This window comes from Pseudomonas medicaginis (genome assembly GCF_965119365.1).
Classification (GTDB): Bacteria; Pseudomonadota; Gammaproteobacteria; order Pseudomonadales; family Pseudomonadaceae; genus Aquipseudomonas.
In genome coordinates, this window is the sequence record NZ_OZ221631.1 from 2,993,643 (window position 1) to 3,014,502 (window position 20,860).

A 20,860-nucleotide genomic window follows, 5' to 3' on the forward strand; every position below is an offset into this window, starting at 1 on the left:
GGGGTAAGACTAGAACAATCTTGTGCGGTGCCAATGGTGGCTAATTAATGCTAGGGAACAGGCCGGGTGGATACAAGAAGGTCGGTGCTACATTGGCACTTCTTCTTAGAAGTTGTTGGCGCTTGTTGGGTACGAATCCAGCCCGTTGGAGATGAGAGTCAAAGGGCGAGATGCCGTGGCTGGCATTATAAGCGCTCACCGTGTCGCTGGGCACCGCGCAGGAATCTGATATTGCAGCACGCTTAGGGAGAATCGCCTCCGGCCGGAGACAAGGTTCGTATCTGACGTTGTTCGTCGGGGCCTTCGTACCGAATAGATACGGGGGCAAGGTACTAAGAAAGAACCAAAGCATTTCACGAGTGGTTAGATGGTCGCTGAGCGCATAGTCCCCACACTTCGGTTGAGTTTGACCATTTGTCCGGCGTGACAGTCTTCGATGAAACCTTGGGCCGCACTCACTTTTCAACTCTGTTAGAGCCCTTGACTCAATGCGCAGAGGTGAACCATGAAAGCAGTCGTATTTCACGGCGTTGGCGATATCCGCTTGGACGAAGTGCCGGACCCGATCTTGCAGGCACCGACCGATGCAATCGTGCGGGTGACCGCGTCGGCAATTTGTGGAACAGACCTGCACTTCATCCGTGGCAGTGCGCCAGACATGCTGCCTGGGACGATTTTAGGCCATGAGGCCGTAGGCATTGTCGAAGCGCTTGGCGAGGACGTGCGCAATTTGCAGATTGGTGACCGCGTGCTGATACCATCGACCATCGCCTGCGGCAATTGCTCATACTGCCGTGCGGGTTATTTCGCTCAGTGCGACGTTGCCAATCCCAACGGTAAAACCGCTGGCACTTCTTTTTTTGGCGGGCCGAAATCCACCGGCCCCTTCGATGGTTTGCAGGCTGAGAAAGCGCGCATCCCTTTTGCTCACATCGGCCTGATCAAACTGCCGCAGGAAATCACCGACGACCAGGCCATCGCCATGTCGGATATTTTCCCAACCGCGTGGTTCGGCGCCGAAATGGCGCAGATCAAAGATGGAGACACGGTGGCGGTATTCGGTTGCGGCCCGGTCGGGCTGTTCGCAATTTACAGCGCTCGATTGATGGGTGCCGGCAGAGTCTTTGCCATCGATAGCCTCGAAGACCGGCTCGCCCGGGCGCGAGAGCTGGGCGCCGAATGTATAAACTTCGAGAAGGAAGACCCGGTCGAAACGATCGCCCGGTTGACGTCAGACATCGGCACCGACTGCGCAATCGATGCGGTCGGTATCGATGCCGACCATGTGCATCACGGTGGGCATGAGCGCGCGCAATGGCAACCCGGTGATGAGCCTTCGCAAGCTTTGCGATGGGCGGTCGAGTGCGTCGCCAAGGCCGGCACGATTTCCATTATTGGCGTCTATCCGGCCGGCTTTGACAGCTTTCCAATTGGCGCCGCGATGAACAAGAACATTCGTCTCAACATGGGCAACTGTCACCATCGCAAATACATACCCAAGCTGATCGAAATGACGCTCGCCGGGCGAGTCGATCCGTCGCGAGTCCTGACTCAGCAAGAAACGCTGATCGATGCCATTTCAGCGTTCAAGGCGTTCGACAAACATCAGGCAGGCTGGATCAAGGTTAAGCTTGAACCGGGCGCCAGCGGCTCGGCCACTGCGCGCTCGGGAAATTGAACAATGGCCAGAACCATCACCGCGCGAGACCTGCGAATCGAGCTCGGCCTCGGCGATGACGCTGCGTTGTTCAAATGGTTGCTCGCCAGTTACCTGATGGGCAAACGCATCCAGGCCGACATTGCTGCAAATGCCTATCGGGTAATCGTCGATAAACACGGGTGCGATACGCCAGTCAAACTTGCACAATGCAGCCATCGTGAACTGGTCGCCATGCTTGGCGAGGCGCATTACGTGCGTTATGACGAATCGACCGCCGAACGCCTTTTTGCTCTGGCGCGCAAGCTAAATGGCGAATACGCGGGAAAGGTCGGCAACATCGCGCGGGCAAGCAATGATCGTACTGAGTTCGAAACGCGCCTTGAGACGTTTGATGGAATTGGGCCAAAGACTGTGGAAATCTTCATGCGCGAAGCCGCGGCCGTCCTTTTTTAACAGGCTGTGCGAGGGCCAATTGGCAGTGTCACCATCGGTATGATGAACACAAAGTGGCCGTGCAAAGCGGTCGAGGCTTATTACAAGAACAGAGAGATCGCAATGAATTGTCTGATTTGTGTGCGCGCGGCGCAGCGTATTCAATGCTCCGGGCCATGGGAGGAGCGCGACTGCCCAGACTGCGGGCGCTGTCGGATCTCAGATGAGTTGATATTGTCTATGAAGGTGAGATTTTTGACATCAACAGAACCCGTCATTGGCTGGAAATCCAGCGCATGGGGGTGGCAAATCCCATCGATAGAAATGAGCGAGGCTCTGCTGATGACTTGAAGGCCCATTCATGAATGAATGATCGAGCTCACTGACTGCGCATCGATTCGCGGCGGTTTGACGGCCTGTATCAGCCCGCACTCAAGTGCTTGTTGGGGGTTGAGAATGCGCGAGGCGGCGGTCAGATATTTTTCCGTTTCCAGTGTTTCCCTAGCATCCACCGTGCGTTCGGCGACGATGCGCGCGTATAGGATGAGATCGTAATCCAGGCTCATGGCGTATTCCGACATGCGCGAATGATCGACCGAACCTTGTACGTGCCAGTGAAACGGATGGAAAAGGAACTTGCTGTGAATGCAGGCCGAGCGATGCTCGCCGGCTAAGAACACGATATTGCCCATCGATTCGACAGTACCTAGATTATGGGTGTGCACCGGAATAGGCAGGGACAGTAGAAAGTTGTACATGGTAAAACCGTAACTGCATTCACCACCCATGGTCGCGATATTGACGATCAATCTGCTGGCACCTTGTTGCACTGCAGTCGACGCTTTTTCGATTAGTTGAGCGCAGGTAGCCGACGTGATCGGGGCGGTGAAATTGATGACGTGGATAGGCATGGGTCACCTCGTAAATTGGATGGGGCCTCACTTAGGATGGAATGGAGTTGCGATTTGGTAAGGCTAGCTGAATGTAAGAGGGGCGCGAATTCGTCATCCGCCACGCTCACAGACCGGGCGAGTATGCGACGCTCCTGAACTGCGCTCCGTCTGAGCGACGCCTTGTCGGTGTTCGTAGCAACGGCTGGAGGTGGCGACGGACTCGTGGCGGCCCAGCTCGGGGGCACGAATGCTGTGCTCGACTGGGCGCTCGTTGAGTGCAGCACCTGGTAGGGACGTCGACTCGGTTTCGTGGGCTGGTTCTTCAGCTTTTTCCGGGTGCATCGCGCAGCACTGGTGTTCCACAATGTTTTTCATGTTCGACCTCTGGCGCCTGGAGAAGGGCCGCGATGCCGCCCTCTAGGGATCTCAGATTTGCGTCCACCGCTAGGGCCTGACTGCCCGCCGTTGCGACCGGCTTCCAAACGTTCTCGCGGTCATTAGCGAAATCGCTGCCATGGCCGCGGCCCGCTAGACGAACCCTTATCAGGTCCCGTGATTTTATTACTGTTAGTCATGAGAACTCTCCACCACTTAATAAAGGTTCACTGATACCCTTAAACACAGCAGACGCTTACTCGGATAATCTAAAAACTTACATCGTTTTGATTGTTTGACAGTCGCCCGATAGGCGGTCTGGCACCGGTTTTCGTTGCGATGCGGCAGCGCTCAACTGAAGCGAAAACTACAAAGTGGCGACGGGGCGCTGTCGGCAGTCGCCCCGTCCGAGTCTTGACTGGCTGAGCCGCTCGGCTCTCGGTCGGCACCTCCATGCGCAGTTAGGACGGTTCACGGCTGCTGATAGTGTCCCGGAATGTTGTCTTCCTCCTCGGGTTTGGTGCGTTTTTGCACCTGGATATCGCTGAGCTCGGCATCGTTGAGTTCAGGAAATGTCGTCTTGACCAGGGTTGCCGCAAGCGCCGTTTCCAGCGTCTCCCGGTCATGCAGGAGCGTGCGGCTCTGCGGCTGATTGTTTACGATGAAACTGACGATGTAGCGGTGTTCAGTGGACATGGAACTCCTTATGTGAAACGGATGCTGCCATTGGGCAAACGGCTGGTGACCTGTGGCAGACGGCTTAATGCATCATTGCCCATGAGTCCGAGCGCCACCGGATTTTCAGCTGAAACCGCGACAGGCGTGGTGATCACAAACAGCTTGATGTCAACCAGCAGGTGCCTCCAAGACTGTAGGAAAGATCAGTTATGCGGTTCAGCGATGGGCTTCCCGTCAGCGTCGTCACAGGCCGAAGGGGAAGGTGTCTTCCTCGTGGCTGGTCGACGGCACCGTGCTCAGCGCCGTGATGGCATGGGTATTGGCGAACCAAAGCCACGCGTCAAATTGTTCGCCCAGGGTAGCGGCGAAGTAATGACTTTGGCGCTCGGTCTGCGGTTGGTAAATGACGCCGATGGCGCGCTCCTGCAGGCGCTGGGACAGCGCCTCACGCAGCACGACGCGCTTGGCATCACGCCAGTCATAAAAGGTGCACGGGATACCTGCTTCGATAAAGGCGCGCTCCCAACTGCGTGGCAGCGCCGGGGTGACGTCTTTGATGCGCATTGGTTGATCCCAGCCGTCGGCCGCCGCGACCGTGCCGTGGTCGGTCCCCATGCCGATCAGTACCGCGTCTGAACCGAACGCCTCGCGGCATAACTGGCCCAGCGTCAATTGACCGCTGTCACCCATCTCGGTCGCGCGGGCATCGCCGACGTGAGAGTTGTGCGCCCAGACGATCACTTTCGCGTTGCGCTCCTGTCGCGAGCGCAGCGCTTGCAGCGTTTCGAACATGTGCTGGTCGCGCAGGTTCCAGGATTCGCGATTGCCGCGATACATCGCTCGGTAATACTGCTCGGCGGCATGCACCACCCGCGCATTCTGGGTAGCATTGAACAATGCCTCACCGTCATTTTCTATGAGGCCCAGGCGTCGGTTGAGCATGGCCTGCAGTTGCTCAAGCACAGCACTTTCACAGGTGGTCATGCCGCCGACTTCGGTGAAATGTCCGTACAGCGCCGGCTCATCGTGCCAGGGCATCAGGCAGGCATACCGTTCACGCGCTTCTCGGGCCATCGCCGGATCGGTGTCTTGTAAATAGCCGAGCACCTCGCGGATCGAATTACGCAGGCTGTACACGTCGAGGCCGCGAAACTCCACACGCTGATTGGCTGCCCGGGTTTGGTTGAAGTCCAACAGCCAGCGCGCGAACGCCTGTACGTCGGTGTTGCGCCACATCCAAGTCGGAAACCGGGAGAACGCAGCCTCATGCCAATGACCTTTGTCGCGCCCGCGGACGCAACGGTCGATCTGGTCGGCGTCCGGCCAGTCCGCCTCGACCGCAACCACGGTAAAACCGTGATGGGCGATCAGTTGCCGCGTGATCGCTGCACGCGCCTGATAGAACTCGTGAGTTCCGTGGCTGGCCTCGCCGATCAACACGACCTGCGCATCGCCATAGCGGTCAAACAGAGTGGCAAATCCGGTGCTGTCGAGGTCAGAAAACGCCTCGGCATGTTCCTTCAAAATCTCGATCAACCTGTCCATTGTCGTTTCTCCTGGCGAACTTCGGGCGCCGATCAGTGGCTTCCCCGCGAGCGATTGACGGCTAGCAAGCAACCACCTACCAGCAACGCAGCGCCGGCCACTAGCAATGCGGGGAATTTCGGCCCAGGTTTGCGCCAGCCACCTTCAACCAGGCGCTCGCCATCGGGTGGCGCGAACAGATTGCCGCTGGATGTTGGCGCCGTGGGGCTGCGCTTGAGTGCCAAACGCGTCAACCAGCCAGACAATTGCGGGAAACCAGGTATGAGAAAATGCGCCACACGTGCGACAGTAGCGGCACTCCCCACGCTCGTGGTCGGTTTGGGATTGATGGCGCACGCGACCATAGCCTTGGCAACACGGCGCGGATCATACGTGGGGGCCGGTGGCTTAAGCGCGTGCCCGGTGAAATTGGCGCCGTCGCGAAACCCGGGGGTGTCGATGACGGCCGGGTAAATATCGCAGACATGAATATTCGGCGACCCTGCGAGTTCGCCGCGCAGTGCTTCGGTCAAACCGCGTAAACCATATTTGCTCGCCGAATAAGCTGCGGCATAGGGCTGTGCCACCCAACTGCCGAGGGACAGTGTATTAATCAAAATACCACTGCGTTGCGCCTTAAAGTATGGCCATACGACATAGGCGCCGCGCAGGTAACCGAGCAAATCCGTTTGCAGCACTTGCTCATGGATCTCGAGCGGTGTGTCTTCAAAACTGCCTACTGCGCCGACGCCGGCATTATTGATCCAGACGTCGATGCGTCCGTTACCGAAGCTGGCGGCCTGCTCGGCCAGCGCTTGCATCTGCTCACTGTCGGTGACGTCGGTGCGCACCGCCACGGCAGCCGCACCGCGATCAGTGCATTCGTCGACGACCTCGGCCAGCGCAACGTCATCGCGCGCAGCCAGCACTAGCCGCGCACCCTCACTGGCGAACGCTTGTGCTGTCGCCCGACCGATGCCGCTGGAGGCACCGGTAATCACAACGAGTTTGCCGGCTATCGATGACCGCGTCTGACGCTGCGCGAATGAAGAGGCGGATGAGGAGGACGTTGAGTTCGCCTCGCTGGCCATTGACTTGGGCGTGGCGTTATCAGGCAAGAAGGGCACCTCGGTCAGTTCGAGGCGCAAGCCGTCGTCGAGGATCAATTTCAGGTTTTCAATTTTGCCGACACGTCGATTGGGGTAAGTCGGTTCGCCAGACGGGTCGAGCTGGTCGTAAATGAAATCTTGCTCCTCGAGCCAGCCCACAGCAGTCTGCAATTCGGGGCCCAGGTAATATTTACCATCCAGAAAAAAGCCAAGGAACTGCGGGGCTCGCTCGACGCTTTCAATGACGTAGCGCTCACCCGGTTTCATGCCGGTTGCTGGGTTGATCATGGTGAAGTCCTCCGCGGTTGGTTCTGGGTAGAAAACAGCGCGCATACCGGGTTTCCATCTGAAGAAAGACGACAGCATGCCCCTGTCGAAGCGGCGCTCAGGGTGATATCGGATCGCTGGCGGGGAACGTCTCTTCGACCGCTTCGTCCAGTTTCGAATCACTGACGCTTCGGTCTCCCAGCGTCATGCTGCGTTCGCAGTGACAATCGGAGGAAGGGCAGGGTGTTCCGTTCGGGTGAAGGTCTGCGCAAGCGTCGCTGCAATACTGTTTGCCGTCGCGCTCGACCTCCTTGTCGGCGGCTAAACTGCAGGTGCAATCCGGGCATGCGCACGGGAAGTTCGGTTTGGCGTTCGTCATGGATGTCTCCGGAAAAGACGTCCTCCATTCGGAAGCGTCGTTTCTAAGGGGTGATCAGATCGCGTTAAACAAACGTCAGGTTAAAAAGAGTTTGTCGCCGCGGGTGCACAAACGGCAGGGGAGCAAGGCTCCCCTGCCTCTGGCGCATCAGCTGTTGCTATCACGCCCACCACCGTGGCTGCTTTCGCCACCCTTGCGACCAGCCTCAGAGGCCTTTTCCCGATCGTTGGCAAAGTTACCGCCACTGTTCTGGCCACCTTTGCTACCGGCGTCAGCGGCTCTTTGCGGATCGTTTTTGAAGTTGCCACCGCTGTTCTGGCCGCCCTTGCTTCCGGCCTCTGCTGCACGTTCGGGATCGTTTTTAAAGTTGCCACTACTGTTTTGGCCACCTTTGCTGCCAATCTCTTGATAGAACTCTTTGTCATGGGAAGCCGATGTGGCTTCACCACCTTTTTTACCCGCCTCGTTTACAGACATGCCGCCTTGTTTGTCTTGTGCCATTTCAATTTACCTCGTGTTTACACAGGCGATCACGCAGGCAAACATATTCGTATATTGAATATGCTCAAGCCTCGCAATAGCTATGAATTCATCTAGTATCGATTTGCTTCTTCACCTACTGTTCACTTGTCAGCCAAGTAACACTCGCCGTTTTGCAACTGCGAGACGCTTTCATGGATCATCGGTGTAGGCCTTCAATGATCGCATCCCGCCTATTGCCTCTGGCGAATACTTAGAGCCGCAGGGCTGCCTTAGTGATCGTTAGGATTTACGCCCGCCACCATGGCTGTTTTGGCCTCCTTTGCGTCCTGCTTCCGAGGCTTTTTCGCGGTCGTTGGCAAAGTTTCCACCCGATGCCTGCCCACCTTTTCGTCCGGCCTCGGATGCTTTCTCGCGATCGTTGGAAAAATTACCCGGGTTTTTACTACCTGTAGTCATGATAGGTCTCCAATTCATTTTAAGTTTCGTTAGTTGCCCATTTTCACCACGGACACTTACTCCGATATCGCGCAGTTGGAAAATGCTTGGAGAATTTTTTGCGTACCCGATGAACGGCATCGACCCCCCGAAAAGTTATACAAGTGGCCGGATTGAGCGCCGCTTCGTATAAGTTTATGATGGCGAATTGGATTGCCATAGCCGCGCGAATCGCTTCGCTTAGTTGCCCTTTTGTCACCCAGGGAAGTGTGTGTAGAACTTTAACTGCTAGTGTTTATTCAGGAGTGTCTGCAGCTTATTGGGCATCTCTATTAAGATAAACCTCACAATAGTGGAGAGTAGAACTATGACCGGGAAACATCGAAGCGAGCATTCCTTTGCCGACGATCCACAGAAAATCAAGGGTGCGGGTAAGAAGGGCAGTAATGCCGTCGACGTCAAACTCGATCGAGCGGAAAAGGCGCGGGTGGGAGGACAGCACAGTCATGGCGGAACCCGCACCGGCAAGGAGGGCTGAAGCGGGTTTGCGGCAGCGACATATACGCCACCAGAGACGAAGCCCGAATAGGTGCGCTGGTTTTGGTTCAGCGCTTGGTTATAGGCTGGCCGGTCGGCGCGGGGACCGCTGGTTATTATTTTCGGGCGCGCGCAAGCACCTTTGGCATGTGCAGCTTGTGATCCGTTTCGCCGGCGCTGCTCGGTGTGCGCCAGTCATTGTTATTGAGCGTATGCAACGAGGACGCAGAACCACGCCGCCAAGGTCAGCTCATCTTGATGCGCGGGCAGACGTCGGGCGTGCGCAACTCCAGTCGGATAACGCACCACAGCCGGACGCCCCGCCAGCATCGGCAGCGTGGCTGTTCGCGACGATGCGCATAAGCAAAGCGATGTGTTCATCCTTACGAGTCGGCCAACGAACAGCGGCGGCATGCCCATGGATGGTTCGTCGCACGCCGCCTGGCTATGACCCATGGATCCACAGTTCGCGCCACCCCACATAGGATGGGTCATAACTGGACCCGCAAGGCAGGCTGACGGAGTCAGTGTCGGTGATAATCGTGGCCGGCTACGGCGTTCAGGTAGGCCTGATCGGCCTTGATGCGCAAGTCGCGCCATTCGTTCCAAGTGATGATCCCTCGGCGATCCATCTCATCGCACTGGCGCAGCAGCTCTTCGTGATAACGGTCGGGGCATTCCATGCGAAGCGTCTGATTTTCGAAGGTTTGGTGCCAGACATCGAGCGCGCGCAGTCTGGTTTCTTCTGCAACGGTCAGCAGGTTCTTGAAAGCATCCATGGCATCTGGCTTCCACGTATGTTTTCACTGGGAGCCGTGTATGTCGAAAGCGGTTCAAACGAAGTGACGAGATGATGTGCACGCCGTTCGCTCTATCGTCGCACACGGGAATTCAGCACCATTCCAAAAGTTCGATTTGCGCTAATTGGGCCAGCCATGAATAAGCCATCCTGCCCGGACGAATTGCTCGAAAACGATCTGGGGCCGAATGATGGCAGTTCCATGTCCCGCACTGCCGGCCGTGACGAAGCCTCGAACGCGACGACCGATTGGCAGCATCCGCTGGAAAGCGGCGAATCGGTCGACCGATATCGACGCCATAGATCAGAGACATTTGAACCGTGATCCGGATCTGAAGCCGTAATATCGAGTCGGCGAAGCGGGCCTTTGCAAGTCAGCCTCCACGCCAATATTTGTTGGCCGTTTCGCTTGTTTAACGATTTTAACCATTTGTCCTGAAAGTCGATTTTTTTTTGAAATTTCTGCACCGCCGGTCTTTCCCAAAAGAGTAGGCAGTGTTTAACCCGTGAACGCCGCCGCGCTTATCGAGACTGAGGAGATTGGTGATGTTTCTACATAACAAGCGACTTCAATATACCGTGCGTGTTGCCCAACCTAACCCTGGTCTAGCCAACCTTTTACTGGAGCAATTCGGCGGTGCGCAAGGCGAGCTGGCGGCGGCGTCGCGCTACTTCACTCAGGCTCTTTCCGAGGACGATCCAGGTCGCAAAGATTTGTTGATGGACATCGCCACCGAAGAACTCAGCCATCTGGAAATCGTCGGTTCGATCATCGTCATGCTCAATAAAGGCGCAAAGGGACAGATGGCCGAAGGCGTCGAGCAGGAAGGTGAGCTTTACCGCTCGCTGAATGGCGCGGGCAATGATTCGCACATCACCAGCTTGTTGTATGGCGCTGGCTCGCCGCTGACCAATTCGGCAGGTGTACCCTGGACTGCGGCGTACATCGACACCATCGGTGAGCCCACGGCCGACATGCGCTCGAACATCGCTGCAGAAGCGCGGGCGAAGATCGTTTACGAACGTCTCATGAACGTGACAGATGATCCTGGCGTAAAAGAAGCGTTGGGCTTCCTGATGACCCGTGAAATCGCCCACCAATTGTCCTTCGAAAAAGCCCTGCACGCGATTCAGCCAAACTTTCCACAAGGCAAGCTGCCCGGCATGCCTGAATTCACCAACGTCTACTTCAACATGTCGCAGGGCACGGAAAGCATGCGCGGGTCCTGGAACCAGGGCGACGACTGGGAGTTCGTTGAAAGCCCATCGCCGGCCGTCGACGGTGGCGATGGGCTGGCCACGGTGCAACTGGACAACGCCGACGAAGCGCGGCTGGAAAACATGAAAATGCGCACAATGTCAGACCCCAACAGCGAGCCAGTCACCGGTGCCGACCTTGGCTCCGGTGCGCAAGCCAAGCTTGGTCCGTGACGAAGCACAGCCGCACGCGCCGACGCGTAGTCGGCGCGCCTTGCCCATCACTGGAAATCATCAAGAAGAGGATTCGACAATGGCTACTCCACAGGAAAATCTGCTCGACTGGCTGCGTGACGCCCACGCCATGGAGCAACAGGCCGAGCAGATGCTCAAGGCACAATCCAAGCGCCTGGAGCATTATCCGCAGCTCAAAGCGCGCATCGATCAGCACATTGAAGAGACATTGGGCCAGCAGAAGCTTATCGATGAGTGTGTGCGACGTCTGGGCGGCGATTCGTCGACCCTCAAAGATCTGGGCGGCAAGCTCATGGCGTTCGGTCAAGCCGTCGGCGGGTCATTGATGAGTGACGAGGTGATCAAAGGCGCGATGGCAGGTTATGTGTTCGAGAACATGGAAATCGCCAGCTACACCGTGCTGATCGCGGCGGCGGAAGCGGCCGGTGACACGCAGACCCGACAGGCCTGCGAAAAGATCCTGCCGCAAGAAGTCGCCATGGCCGACTGGCTGCTCAAGCACTTGCCGCAGCTCACCGAAGCGTTTCTTGCACGTTCGGCAGACCCAGACAAAGAAGCCAAGAAATAACTATCAATGCGCGTCCGTTCGCCAAGTGATCGGACGCTACTTTTTCTCAAGCGCGGGTCTTATCAAGCTGTTTGCGATCAGTGGCCACCGGTTGCAAACGGCTGAACTGGTCAAGATGATAGCGTTTTAGATCTCGCGCAAGCGCCAACCGACCGTGACAAAGCGCTGCTGCTTCGCTGTGAACGTCCTTGATCGAAGGACTTGCGCCGACGCAACAATCGGCCGGCCTGTGAGACTTCATGATTTGTGAAAGGTGCCCCGGAGTGCTCCGCGTTCGATGCCTTCGTCCACCAGGTGTTGCTCATTCTGGCGGAGGGCAGGGTCGATTCGATGAACACGTGACCGGGGCTCGGCACGCAATGGGACATCTCGACGGTCGTCACCTGAACATTACTGTCGTGCCAGTCGCGGAGGGTTTCCACAGGAAGCAAATGGACTTCGCACGTCGGATGGGATTGAGGTCAAGATAAGACTCAGCGTCAACCATTCCTGCAAGGCTAACGGCGGATGACGTCCAGCGGCCGGTTCCGCCCGGACAAAATATGGCGCGCAGTTCGCTCACTGACAAGGCCATGCGGTGGAGCACCGCACATTTGTGGGAGGCTGTCATCTTTAGCTTCTCCATACAGCTGTCTAAATCCTGATGACTGCTTGGACTACGAGAAACTCAAAGACCATGCCGAGGCCCTATGGGACAAAATGGCAGCTTTCAGCCACGTCAGCTTAACAAGATCTAGGTGCTCATTTATGAGTTGTGTACGCTGGGGCTTTGCTTCTGCGGGAACTAACGTTGCGGACCTTGGAGAGATGCCGTCCTCTTTGAAGGCATCGGTGAGGATTCGGTAGGTCGATGCCGTAGAACTGTCCTCGCCGACACGGCTGTACTGAATCAGGCGCCAGTATGTAAGGGGCCGCCTGCGGAACAATCTGCATTGCCAGGCCTGCAAATGGTGCCGACATTATTTGTTGTAGATGATCGAAGGCACTCAAGGTGCCCTCGATCTCCGCGAAGTTTGGCGCTAAGCGGGAAATGTGTCATTCAGTCGAGCGGATGTCGGCGACCTGGATGGACAATGTTCGACAGCTGATTAAGGTGATTTAGCATAGGCTTGCCCAGCCGCCATGCCCAGTAGTGCGACCATGCTAGAAGTGACTATGAACGTGGCGAATCGATCTCCAATAATTCGGTGCGACCTGCGCATCCGGTAGTAAAGCTTAGAAAAACAAACGGGAAGGACTGCGTGCTTGGGCCGGGCGCTACCAGACCACAAAACGATTAGGTCTATGCAACTTCGGGAGGCTTGCTAGGGCGCTGCAAGCTACTGATGCGCTGCGCGTGCTCGGATAGATTTGGCTCACTCTGAAGCGCCTCTTCAAGGGCCTCTAGATGCCTCTCCAGGATTTTTATTGAGCCGCTTATGTTCGCAGGATCGAAAGGGATTTTTCCGCTGGCGACAAGAACCATCGCCAGTTCCCAGGCTCGCTGTGAATTAGTCACCACGCCATCTCCTTATCAACTGTTGTGCTATTCGATACCCCAGTTGCGGAACGCGAGGAAGGTGGGGGGAAATGTTCATTGAGGGCGCTGAGATGCTCAATTGCGTCACGAAACAGTGACTCGGCCTTGTGACGTATGTGCAGGTACTCTTCAAACATTTCGCAGTCAAAGTCGGGATGCTCCAAGAGATCGAACGCGCGTCGGCTGTATGCGTTCGCCTCATCAAAAAGTCTTTCATTCTGCTCAAGCGCCAAGCGACGGCAGGCCATCAATTTTTCAGCTGTGTTTTTGAATTGCATCACGGCCTTCCTTATCGAGTAGCTCCTTTGGATTAACAAGGGCAGCAGGGGAGCTGTACCTGATACCAGCAACGGGAACGAGCCCGATAAAGGTGGGACTCTTACTCTCGGCACGGGTATCAAACTTGTTATCTTTGAAATATCGATAATTTTCGAAGCGCGAGGGCTGCAAATTATCTCTTTCTTAGATGGGCGCTCGGACATGAAGTGGTGAGTCGTTTCAGCTTTCAAAAAAACTACTGGTTGGCTTTTTGCCGTTTGTCAGTCTGGCAATATGTAAATGGCGACGGCCCGCGCGGTGTAGCCCAAGGCCCGTTATCGCCGGAACATAGCCAAGGAGGAAGGACAATGGATATGCAGAGCTAAAGTATAGTGACGCGCACAATCGTGTTCAGCCAGTGCATGAGGATGCGGCTTTGCAAAGCAAGGTTCAGACTCTTCCCTTCGATGGTATGGCCTTGGACGGTCTGCTCACCAAATTGTCGCGGAGGCCCGCCGTATCCCCTGGCGCCAAGGGCACGTGTGCTTGAGCAGGCGTCCACCTATCAAAGCAATTTGCGTCACAGCGAACGTCCTATCCTTGCCGCTGAGATCCTTGATCGACGAACGAATCGATCATGTCTCAAACCTCGAATGCGTCGACGATTATTCTGATTTTCGGCGTCCTAGAATTTTCACCAATGCGTCATGCGCTCGAGCGGCATAGCCGCTCAATCAGTTCAATCAGGGCATCATGAGAAACGGGCTTGCTTACATGGTGATTGAAACCTGACTCGGCCGTTTCATTACGATGATTTTCGGCCCCATAACCCGTCAGCGCAATGGCCGGGGTTTGTTGTAAATGATCCATCTCACGAATTTTTTTCATCAATTGATGGCCATTCATAATGGGCATGCCTATGTCCGAGATGATCAGGTTATAGGCATTAGTACGGGCGGCATTGAGCGCTTCTCGTGGATCGCCGAAGGCGTTCACCTCGGCGCCCTCCATCTCCAGCAGCATGTGCAACACTTCAAGCACATCTTTGGAGTCATCCACCAGTAATAACTTCAGTCCGTTCAAGCGCTCATCTGCGGTCGTTGTCGAGTTGTCGGTCTCATTTTGTTTTTGGGATTCACAGAGCGGCAGCAACACCGAAAACGTACATCCATAACCCAAGCCCTTGGAGCGGACACTGACCGAACCACCGTGCGCCTCCACCAACTGGCGAACTAGGGACAATCCGATACCTAAGCCTTCACGTTGATGGGGCTGGTGCTGGTTTTCGGCCTGCCCGAACAGATCGAAAATTTTCTCCATGTTTTCTTCAGTCAGGCCCGTGCCGCTGTCGATTACGTCAAATTGGGCATACCCGTCCACACGGCTGACAACCAATTGCACGCACCCTCCGGCAGGGGTGAATTTTAGCGCGTTGTTAACGAGGTTCCAGATTACCTGTTCCAAGCGTGTGGGGTCGGCATCCACCATGACCGGCACGCGCTTTGGAATTTCCAGCGTCACCTGACAATGGTGACCGGCTGTAAGCACAACGTTGTAAATCTCCTGCAGTGCGCTGGTCAGGTCGACTGGCTGTTTTTTCAGCTTGAGCTTGCCGGTACGCATACGCGCCACATCGAGCAGGTCGTCAATGATACGCGCCTGGCTGGAAACCGCGTCGCAGATGGTATTCACGGCCTTGATCGCTGGGACTGTAGCCTTGGTTGCTGGCAAGCGACGCAGCAATTCAGCGTTCAGTTGGATCAGGTTCAACGGGTGTTTGAGTTCGTGCGACATCACCGCGAAAAACTCATCCTTGAGATGGCTGTTGGTTTGGGTTTCCATCAGCCGCTGGTTCTGCTCATCCTGGGTGCGCTTATGGCCAGTGAGGTCGCGGGCAATCTTGACGTAGCCTTGCAAACTATTGCTCTTGAGTTGGGTGACTTCACCACTGCAGTAAAACTGGCTTCCATCCTTGCGTACGTGCCAACGTTCGTCCTCGCCACGTCCATGCTCACGGGCTGCGCGCAACTCGTTTTCAGGAACCCCACCGGCGCGGTCTTCCGGAGAGAAAATCAAATCGTAGTAAGCGCCGAGCACTTCTTGCTTGGTGTAGCCAAATATCAGTTCGGCCCCGGTGTTCCAATCGGTGATTACACCATGCTCATCTAGGATAATAATCGCAAAGTCATGGGTGCTCTCGGCGACCAGACGCATGCGTTCTTCACCCAGGCGCAACTCTTCTTCGGCTTGGCGTCGCTTGGTGATGTCGATAAATGTCAGCACGGTGCCGTCAATGTGGTCTTCGCTCGAGCGATAGGGCAGCAAGCGTGCGATGTACCAGCGATCATCCTTACTGCTGATTTCACGTTCGATCATGCTGAGCGATTCAAATACCGTCGTGGCGTCTTCGGCCATTTCCAAGTAATTGAGACGGTGCGTGATGTCCATCAGCGAGCGCCCGGTATCAACCGGCAACATGCTGAAGATGTCCGTGGCGCGCGGGGTAAACCAGCGAATGCGCATATTGCGATCGACGAATACGGTGGCGATGTCGGTGGAGGCTATCAGGTTAGTCAGATAGTCGTTGATCTGGTCGGTCTCTTCAACCTTGGTTTTGAGTTCGAAATTGACTGTCAGCAGTTCTTCGTTGATTGACTGCAACTCTTCCTTGCTGGTCTCTAGCTCTTCAGTAGCGGAGCGAAGCTCTTCGTTGACCGCTTGCATTTCCTCGTTCGAGGCTTTGAGTTCTTCGCTGGAGAGTTCCGATTGCTCGATGGTTTCCTGGAGGTGCTGCTTGGTGCGGTGCAGTTCGCGCTCCAGATGGCTCATTATTTGGACTTCGGCATGGCTGGTGTTTTCGTCATCAAGCGGTTGCGGGTCGATATGCCGCTCTTTGAAGATGATCAGTGCATAGTCGCTTTCGGTCGCTTCATCGTGGTAAGGAAGGGCCGTGATATCAACCAGGTAATGGCTTTCTTCGCGCGTGATGCGCACTTTTCGCGACGTCACGGCAGCCCCCGACTGCTGGGCCTGAAATAGTGTGGTGCGGATATCGAGGCGCAAGTCGGGGTGCGCCAGGGCCAACAAGCTTCGAGTCATTTCCCCTGCCGCATAGCGCAGGAAGAAGCCCGCGCCTTCGCTTATGTGCAAAATGTCACCATGGCCATCGACAATCACGCTGGGCGGCGCGGCTTTTTCCAAGGCACGAAGATGAATATCCGCGAACGAAATCTTGTTTGGTGTCTTGGTTTCAGCTGCAACGGTTAGGGCGTTAGATCGAACGTAGCCGCTACGGGGCATGGAGGGCGCTCGGCGCATGGCACTCGAACCGGCCCGTACACGAAAAATGCGGTTGCGCTTGTCCACCGGCACAAATAAATCCAGGCAGCCGTCCGCTGATTCCGATGACCCCAGAAACAAATAGCCACCAGGTCGCAACGCAAAATGGAACATCTGCAGGATATCGCGCTGCACGTCGCGATCCAGATAGATCAACAGGTTCCGGCACACGATCAGATCGATTTGCGAGAATGGCGGGTCGGCCAACAAACTGTGTTTAGCGAACAGAACTTTTTCGCGAATCTCCTTGCGCACCCGATAGTGTTGATTTTTTTCCTTAGCGAAGTACTGACGCAAGCGAGTCGGTGGCACGTCTGTGATGATCGCTTCAGGATATACGCCGTTGCGGCCGTGGGAGATCGCGCGTTCATCGATGTCAGTGGCAAACACCTGCATCTTTGCGCTGCTGGCATCCTGTGCCAATTGATCCGTCACCAGCATTGCGAGGCTATAGGCCTCCTCACCGGTGGAGCAACCAGCCGACCATACGCGTACCTCTTCGCGATGTGGAACTGCGTCTTCCAGTGACTTTATCAAGTTTGGAATAACGTCACGCTCAAGCGCTTCGAAGGCCTCTCGGTCGCGGAAGAAGTTAGTCACCCCGATCAGCATATCGCCGAGCAAGGCCTTGGTTTCTTCCGGGTGGTCTTGAAGGTAATTGTAGTAGGCCGTGAGGTCCGGCTGGGCGGTGACTTGCAGGCGTCGCTCAATGCGGCGTAATACGGTGGCGCGTTTGTAATGCTTGAAGTCGTGCCCAGTAGTGGCACGCAGTTGGGTCAGAATATCAAGCAGTAGTTGTTCCGCCACGGCCGCATCGCGTTCGGTGGCGGGGGAAAGGGTTTTGATTTCGGGGTCATTAGCCGTGGGCAGGATAATCGACTGAGCGTTGCGCCACAGATCTAAAAGCTTCTGTGGCATCTCCACCACCGGCAGCACCAGATCGACCATCTGAGTTTCGATCGCAGCGAGCGGCATGCCATCGAACTCGGCATCTTCCGGCGTTTGTACCAGAGTGATGCCGCCTTGCTCCTTGATGCGCGACAGCCCTACCGCACCGTCGGTGCCTGTACCAGATAAAATTAGGCAGAACGCGCGATCTTTGTGGGTGTCCGCCAGGTCCCGGAAAAATAGATCAATGGCGATATGCGAGCCGCCTTGGCGTACGGAGGGTGAGACGGACAGATAGCCATCATTCATCGTCAAGTGCTGGGCGGGTGAGATTACATAGACCCGATTCTTTTCGATGGACGTGGTGGCGTTGACCTGGAGCACCGGCATGCGAGTCGACTGCTGGATGATCTTGTCCGCCACGCTCTCGTGATCGGGCGACAGGTGCAGTATCACCACAAAAGCCATGCCGCTGTCTTGGGGCGTGTGTTCGAAAAACGACCTCACCGCCTGCAGCCCGCCCGCTGATGCACCAATGCCGACCACCGGAAAAGCGAGGTGGCTGGGGATCAGATCTTTGCGTTGCGGAACATTGGGGGACCGCTGAGGTGCAGATTTCATAAACACTAACCTTGGTTAACTTCTCAAGAGGAATGAAGCACGATTGCGAGCGAAGATGAGGAAAAAAGAATGACGGAACGACGAAATATAGCTGAAAAGGTGTTTGGGGCAGAATGTTTCGATACCACCCGGCTAAATCCAGCGAACCTGTACACTTTCAGTTGAGACGTGAAACCCCGCTAAGGTTTGTTCGATTTGACGAGTGGTTGAACATTCGATCTTCGTCATATTCTCTCCACCACATGATGCCGTCTATGCCCCACTGCGGCACTGCGGCACTGCGGCACTGCGGCGCAGGGCATAGAACTCTGCGCCAAAACTGCGGTGTGATGTGGTATAGCAGAGCGGTGAACAGCGAACCCTTGTTTCTTTGGGCTGCTTCACGTGCAGCTTCAAGTCCGATCGACATGCAACTGACCCGGCTCAGTGTCCGGGGTACCGGGGGGAGCGGTGTTTCCCTTGGCTACGCCCCTTTCCTCCACCGTCTCCGCAGGGCTCGGATCTCCGACCGCGCGGGATCAGAGCATGACAGGCGTATAACGCCATGCTCGGTAATGCCTTCTGCTTCGCTTAACAGCGTCGGCATTCCGGATTTCTGATTTCGCGGCTCAATGGCTAGCCCATCGGTTTGCCCTGTCAACGCCTCATCCTGCACCTCACGGTGCAACATGCATGACTCCGGGGCTGGTTGATTCGCCATTTCTTACTGTATCGAACTCTCATCGACTATCCTGCGCCAGCTTTAATTGGCGCACTAAGCATCCGGGGCAACATACCTTCTGATGGCTCACTTAAGGTGATGGCCAAGCTAGGCTTTGCTACTGAGACCCGATTTTTAGGTGGTGATTCGAACATCCATTTACCCGTCACGAAAAAAATTTGGCACCTTTTAAGCTTTTTGTAAGTCGATGAAGAAACGGCTGCAGCCTGATCATCCGTCTTGCAGCATGATCACCTTCTGCCTGTTGCGACCCATTGCCAGAGATCAGATGCCCCCAGCTGGAGTGACTCGGTTGATGCTCGATATTGTTGCCGTATTTCTTTGTATCACAGCAGTTCTCGCTTTTCTCAACCGCAAGTTCGTAGGGTTGCCGTCCGCTATAGGCGTGATGGGAATCGCGTTGACCATGTCTTTGTTCAATATGGCGCTTGATGCAATGGGGCTACATGCCCTGCATACGCTTGAGCAATCGTTGATCGAGTCCATCGATTTTTCCGAATTGCTTATGCAGGGGATGCTGTCTCTGCTGTTATTTGCAGGCGCTTTGCATGTCAATTTATTTGAGCTTCGAACTTACCGATGGCAGGTAGCATCTCTAGCCGTGATTGGAACGACAGCGTCGACGTTGATTATTGGCTATGGATTGTGGGCTCTTCTGTCTTTGACATCCCTAAAGCTACCACTGGCATACTGTTTGGTATTTGGGGCGTTGATTTCCCCAACTGACCCTATTGCCGTGATGGGTATCCTCAACTCAGCAGGAGCGCCTCGAAGCGTTGAATTGGTGATCTCCGGCGAGTCACTTTTCAATGACGGTGTGAGTGTCGTCTTGTTTTCCTTGATTCTGGCGATGATAGCGAGTGGTGAAACACCTTCCTTCATGGAAGCGTCAAAGCTTCTTCTCATAGAGGCAGGAGGAGGGATAGCTCTCGGAGCAGCTGTCGGCGGCTTCATATATCTCATGCTAAAAAGCATCGACAGTTACCAAGAGGAGGTATTGATTACTTTGGCGGCCGTGCTTGGCGGCTATGCACTTGCGATACATGCGCATATATCCGGTCCGTTAGCCATGGTGGTTATGGGGTTAATTGTAGGTAATCAAGGTCGCTCGTACGCGATGTCTGAGCGAACGGAGAAAAAAATAAATATGTTTTGGGAGTTGATAGACGAGATTCTCAATGCCGTATTATTCGTGCTTATCGGACTGGAGGTCATCTTGATCGAATTTTCGAGCATTCTGGTTGTCTCAGGGCTCGTTGTTATCGTTTTGACTTTGCTGTCGCGATCCTTAACTGTCGGGGTTCCGGTTGCCGTACTTGGAAAACGCTTTCGTTTGCCAAGTGGATCGTGGGCTGTTCTGACCTGGGGAGGCCTTCGAGGCGGGATATCAGTAGCTTTGGCATTGTCGTTACCTGCGGGTGATGCGCGTGATGTCGTTGTTTCACTCACTTATATGATCGTGATTTTCTCTATCCTCATCCAAGGAATGTCGATCGGAAACTTGGTAAAGCGAGTAATACCGTGCTCGCGGAGATGAGCAAACGACCGTCCGTCGTTCCTTGGGGCGGCTCTCTCGGGGCGCTTTGGCTGATGATTAAGCTCGTATGCTTCATCCCCTGCGTAGGACCAGGTAAGGCGGGCTCAAAATCTTGCCCGCTATGGCCAGCCAACTGGTCACTGCTTAACGGAGTTCTCAGAGTTCCAGCAAGCCGATGAACATAAGATCGGACTCCTCCAACATGAGTGCAGGATGGCCTCAAGTGCCCGAAACTCCTACCTCAACCCTAGGTAGAGAAACTGCCTGGAATACTGCGACCTGCTTGTATTGAGCTGCCAGGTGAATGCCTTTAGTCAGCCAATGCGAATTTGTTGGAACGATTGGCTGGGGATGTACGTCAGTAAAAAAACTATAACGGCAGCCTG

General features: G+C 55.3%; 17 protein-coding genes and 1 pseudogene. 7 read left to right on the forward strand and 11 right to left on the reverse strand.

Translation table 11 applies throughout. From position 1 onward, the window contains the following. Window positions 1-505 precede the first annotated feature (505 nt). Window positions 506-1,678: a zinc-dependent alcohol dehydrogenase gene (locus tag ACMTA2_RS13350; protein WP_413795199.1), complete on the forward strand. Its 1,173-nt coding sequence runs from the start codon at window positions 506-508 to the stop codon at window positions 1,676-1,678. Between the two features lie 3 nt (window positions 1,679-1,681). Next, window positions 1,682-2,113, forward strand: a complete 432-nt coding sequence (locus ACMTA2_RS13355; protein ID WP_413795200.1) for an HhH-GDP family DNA glycosylase — start codon at window positions 1,682-1,684, stop codon at window positions 2,111-2,113. A gap of 338 nt (window positions 2,114-2,451) precedes the next feature. Here the strand turns inward: ACMTA2_RS13355 and ACMTA2_RS13360 are convergent, their stop codons facing one another. The 8 genes and pseudogenes from ACMTA2_RS13360 to ACMTA2_RS13395 all read right to left on the reverse strand — a co-directional run. Next, entirely contained in the window at window positions 2,452-3,003 is a 552-nt protein-coding gene (locus ACMTA2_RS13360) for an ATP-dependent Clp protease proteolytic subunit (RefSeq protein WP_413795201.1), read from the reverse strand. 93 nt (window positions 3,004-3,096) lie between these two features. Beyond that, entirely contained in the window at window positions 3,097-3,360 is a 264-nt protein-coding gene (locus tag ACMTA2_RS13365; RefSeq protein WP_155742058.1) for a hypothetical protein, read from the reverse strand. Between the two features lie 471 nt (window positions 3,361-3,831). Further along, window positions 3,832-4,056 carry a hypothetical protein gene (locus ACMTA2_RS13370; RefSeq protein WP_058545198.1) on the reverse strand — a complete coding sequence of 75 codons (225 nt, stop codon included), beginning with the start codon at window positions 4,054-4,056 and terminating at the stop codon, window positions 3,832-3,834. 225 nt (window positions 4,057-4,281) lie between these two features. Further along, the gene (locus tag ACMTA2_RS13375) at window positions 4,282-5,583 is read right to left on the reverse strand and encodes an erythromycin esterase family protein (RefSeq protein WP_058545199.1); all 1,302 of its coding nucleotides are present in this window, start codon (window positions 5,581-5,583) and stop codon (window positions 4,282-4,284) included. Window positions 5,584-5,615: 32 nt separating this feature from the next. After that, window positions 5,616-6,959 carry an SDR family oxidoreductase gene (locus ACMTA2_RS13380; protein ID WP_058545235.1) on the reverse strand — a complete coding sequence of 448 codons (1,344 nt, stop codon included), beginning with the start codon at window positions 6,957-6,959 and terminating at the stop codon, window positions 5,616-5,618. 97 nt (window positions 6,960-7,056) lie between these two features. Continuing rightward, window positions 7,057-7,317, reverse strand: coding sequence for a metallothionein (locus ACMTA2_RS13385; protein WP_081264393.1), 261 nt, complete (start codon window positions 7,315-7,317; stop codon window positions 7,057-7,059). Between the two features lie 147 nt (window positions 7,318-7,464). Beyond that, window positions 7,465-7,818: a con-10 family general stress protein gene (locus ACMTA2_RS13390; RefSeq protein ID WP_058545200.1), complete on the reverse strand. Its 354-nt coding sequence runs from the start codon at window positions 7,816-7,818 to the stop codon at window positions 7,465-7,467. A 261-nt stretch (window positions 7,819-8,079) separates the two neighbouring features. Beyond that, window positions 8,080-8,247 (reverse strand): annotated as a pseudogene (locus ACMTA2_RS13395) (con-10 family general stress protein); the annotation flags it as partial. Between the two features lie 355 nt (window positions 8,248-8,602). On the opposite strand from ACMTA2_RS13395, the gene ACMTA2_RS13400 reads away from it, so the two are divergent. Beyond that, window positions 8,603-8,773, forward strand: a complete 171-nt coding sequence (locus tag ACMTA2_RS13400) for a general stress protein (protein WP_155742059.1) — start codon at window positions 8,603-8,605, stop codon at window positions 8,771-8,773. 523 nt (window positions 8,774-9,296) lie between these two features. Here the strand turns inward: ACMTA2_RS13400 and ACMTA2_RS13405 are convergent. Then, entirely contained in the window at window positions 9,297-9,551 is a 255-nt protein-coding gene (locus tag ACMTA2_RS13405) for a hypothetical protein (protein ID WP_058545201.1), read from the reverse strand. Between the two features lie 156 nt (window positions 9,552-9,707). On the opposite strand from ACMTA2_RS13405, the gene ACMTA2_RS13410 reads away from it, so the two are divergent. From ACMTA2_RS13410 to ACMTA2_RS13420, 3 genes are all read left to right on the forward strand, one after another. Further along, window positions 9,708-9,896 carry a hypothetical protein gene (locus ACMTA2_RS13410; protein ID WP_155742060.1) on the forward strand — a complete coding sequence of 63 codons (189 nt, stop codon included), beginning with the start codon at window positions 9,708-9,710 and terminating at the stop codon, window positions 9,894-9,896. Window positions 9,897-10,117: 221 nt separating this feature from the next. Beyond that, the gene (locus ACMTA2_RS13415) at window positions 10,118-11,002 is read left to right on the forward strand and encodes a manganese catalase family protein (protein ID WP_413795202.1); all 885 of its coding nucleotides are present in this window, start codon (window positions 10,118-10,120) and stop codon (window positions 11,000-11,002) included. 79 nt (window positions 11,003-11,081) lie between these two features. Beyond that, entirely contained in the window at window positions 11,082-11,591 is a 510-nt protein-coding gene (locus ACMTA2_RS13420; protein ID WP_058545203.1) for a ferritin-like domain-containing protein, read from the forward strand. A 1,494-nt stretch (window positions 11,592-13,085) separates the two neighbouring features. Here ACMTA2_RS13420 and ACMTA2_RS13425 read toward each other — a convergent pair. After that, window positions 13,086-13,388 (reverse strand): hypothetical protein, encoded by a 303-nt coding sequence (locus ACMTA2_RS13425; RefSeq protein WP_064106790.1) that lies wholly within the window; start codon window positions 13,386-13,388, stop codon window positions 13,086-13,088. A 685-nt stretch (window positions 13,389-14,073) separates the two neighbouring features. Continuing rightward, window positions 14,074-18,216, reverse strand: a complete 4,143-nt coding sequence (locus ACMTA2_RS13430) for a CheR family methyltransferase (protein WP_058545205.1) — start codon at window positions 18,214-18,216, stop codon at window positions 14,074-14,076. Window positions 18,217-19,232: 1,016 nt separating this feature from the next. Here ACMTA2_RS13430 and ACMTA2_RS13435 point away from each other — a divergent pair. Beyond that, window positions 19,233-20,474, forward strand: a complete 1,242-nt coding sequence (locus ACMTA2_RS13435; RefSeq protein WP_413795203.1) for a cation:proton antiporter — start codon at window positions 19,233-19,235, stop codon at window positions 20,472-20,474. Window positions 20,475-20,860: the final 386 nt, after the last annotated feature.

What these genes read in the sequence shown, in the direction of transcription:
- ACMTA2_RS13350 (WP_413795199.1), top strand. Translation starts at nt 506, where the DNA reads ATGAAAGCAGTCGTATTTCACGGCGTTGGCGATATCCGCTTGGACGAA.
- ACMTA2_RS13355 (WP_413795200.1), top strand. Translation starts at nt 1,682, where the DNA reads ATGGCCAGAACCATCACCGCGCGAGACCTGCGAATCGAGCTCGGCCTC.
- ACMTA2_RS13360 (WP_413795201.1), bottom strand. Translation starts at nt 3,003, where the DNA reads ATGCCTATCCACGTCATCAATTTCACCGCCCCGATCACGTCGGCTACC.
- ACMTA2_RS13365 (WP_155742058.1), bottom strand. Translation starts at nt 3,360, where the DNA reads ATGAAAAACATTGTGGAACACCAGTGCTGCGCGATGCACCCGGAAAAA.
- ACMTA2_RS13370 (WP_058545198.1), bottom strand. Translation starts at nt 4,056, where the DNA reads ATGTCCACTGAACACCGCTACATCGTCAGTTTCATCGTAAACAATCAG.
- ACMTA2_RS13375 (WP_058545199.1), bottom strand. Translation starts at nt 5,583, where the DNA reads ATGGACAGGTTGATCGAGATTTTGAAGGAACATGCCGAGGCGTTTTCT.
- ACMTA2_RS13380 (WP_058545235.1), bottom strand. Translation starts at nt 6,959, where the DNA reads ATGATCAACCCAGCAACCGGCATGAAACCGGGTGAGCGCTACGTCATT.
- ACMTA2_RS13385 (WP_081264393.1), bottom strand. Translation starts at nt 7,317, where the DNA reads ATGACGAACGCCAAACCGAACTTCCCGTGCGCATGCCCGGATTGCACC.
- ACMTA2_RS13390 (WP_058545200.1), bottom strand. Translation starts at nt 7,818, where the DNA reads ATGGCACAAGACAAACAAGGCGGCATGTCTGTAAACGAGGCGGGTAAA.
- ACMTA2_RS13400 (WP_155742059.1), top strand. Translation starts at nt 8,603, where the DNA reads ATGACCGGGAAACATCGAAGCGAGCATTCCTTTGCCGACGATCCACAG.
- ACMTA2_RS13405 (WP_058545201.1), bottom strand. Translation starts at nt 9,551, where the DNA reads ATGGATGCTTTCAAGAACCTGCTGACCGTTGCAGAAGAAACCAGACTG.
- ACMTA2_RS13410 (WP_155742060.1), top strand. Translation starts at nt 9,708, where the DNA reads ATGAATAAGCCATCCTGCCCGGACGAATTGCTCGAAAACGATCTGGGG.
- ACMTA2_RS13415 (WP_413795202.1), top strand. Translation starts at nt 10,118, where the DNA reads ATGTTTCTACATAACAAGCGACTTCAATATACCGTGCGTGTTGCCCAA.
- ACMTA2_RS13420 (WP_058545203.1), top strand. Translation starts at nt 11,082, where the DNA reads ATGGCTACTCCACAGGAAAATCTGCTCGACTGGCTGCGTGACGCCCAC.
- ACMTA2_RS13425 (WP_064106790.1), bottom strand. Translation starts at nt 13,388, where the DNA reads ATGCAATTCAAAAACACAGCTGAAAAATTGATGGCCTGCCGTCGCTTG.
- ACMTA2_RS13430 (WP_058545205.1), bottom strand. Translation starts at nt 18,216, where the DNA reads ATGAAATCTGCACCTCAGCGGTCCCCCAATGTTCCGCAACGCAAAGAT.
- ACMTA2_RS13435 (WP_413795203.1), top strand. Translation starts at nt 19,233, where the DNA reads ATGCTCGATATTGTTGCCGTATTTCTTTGTATCACAGCAGTTCTCGCT.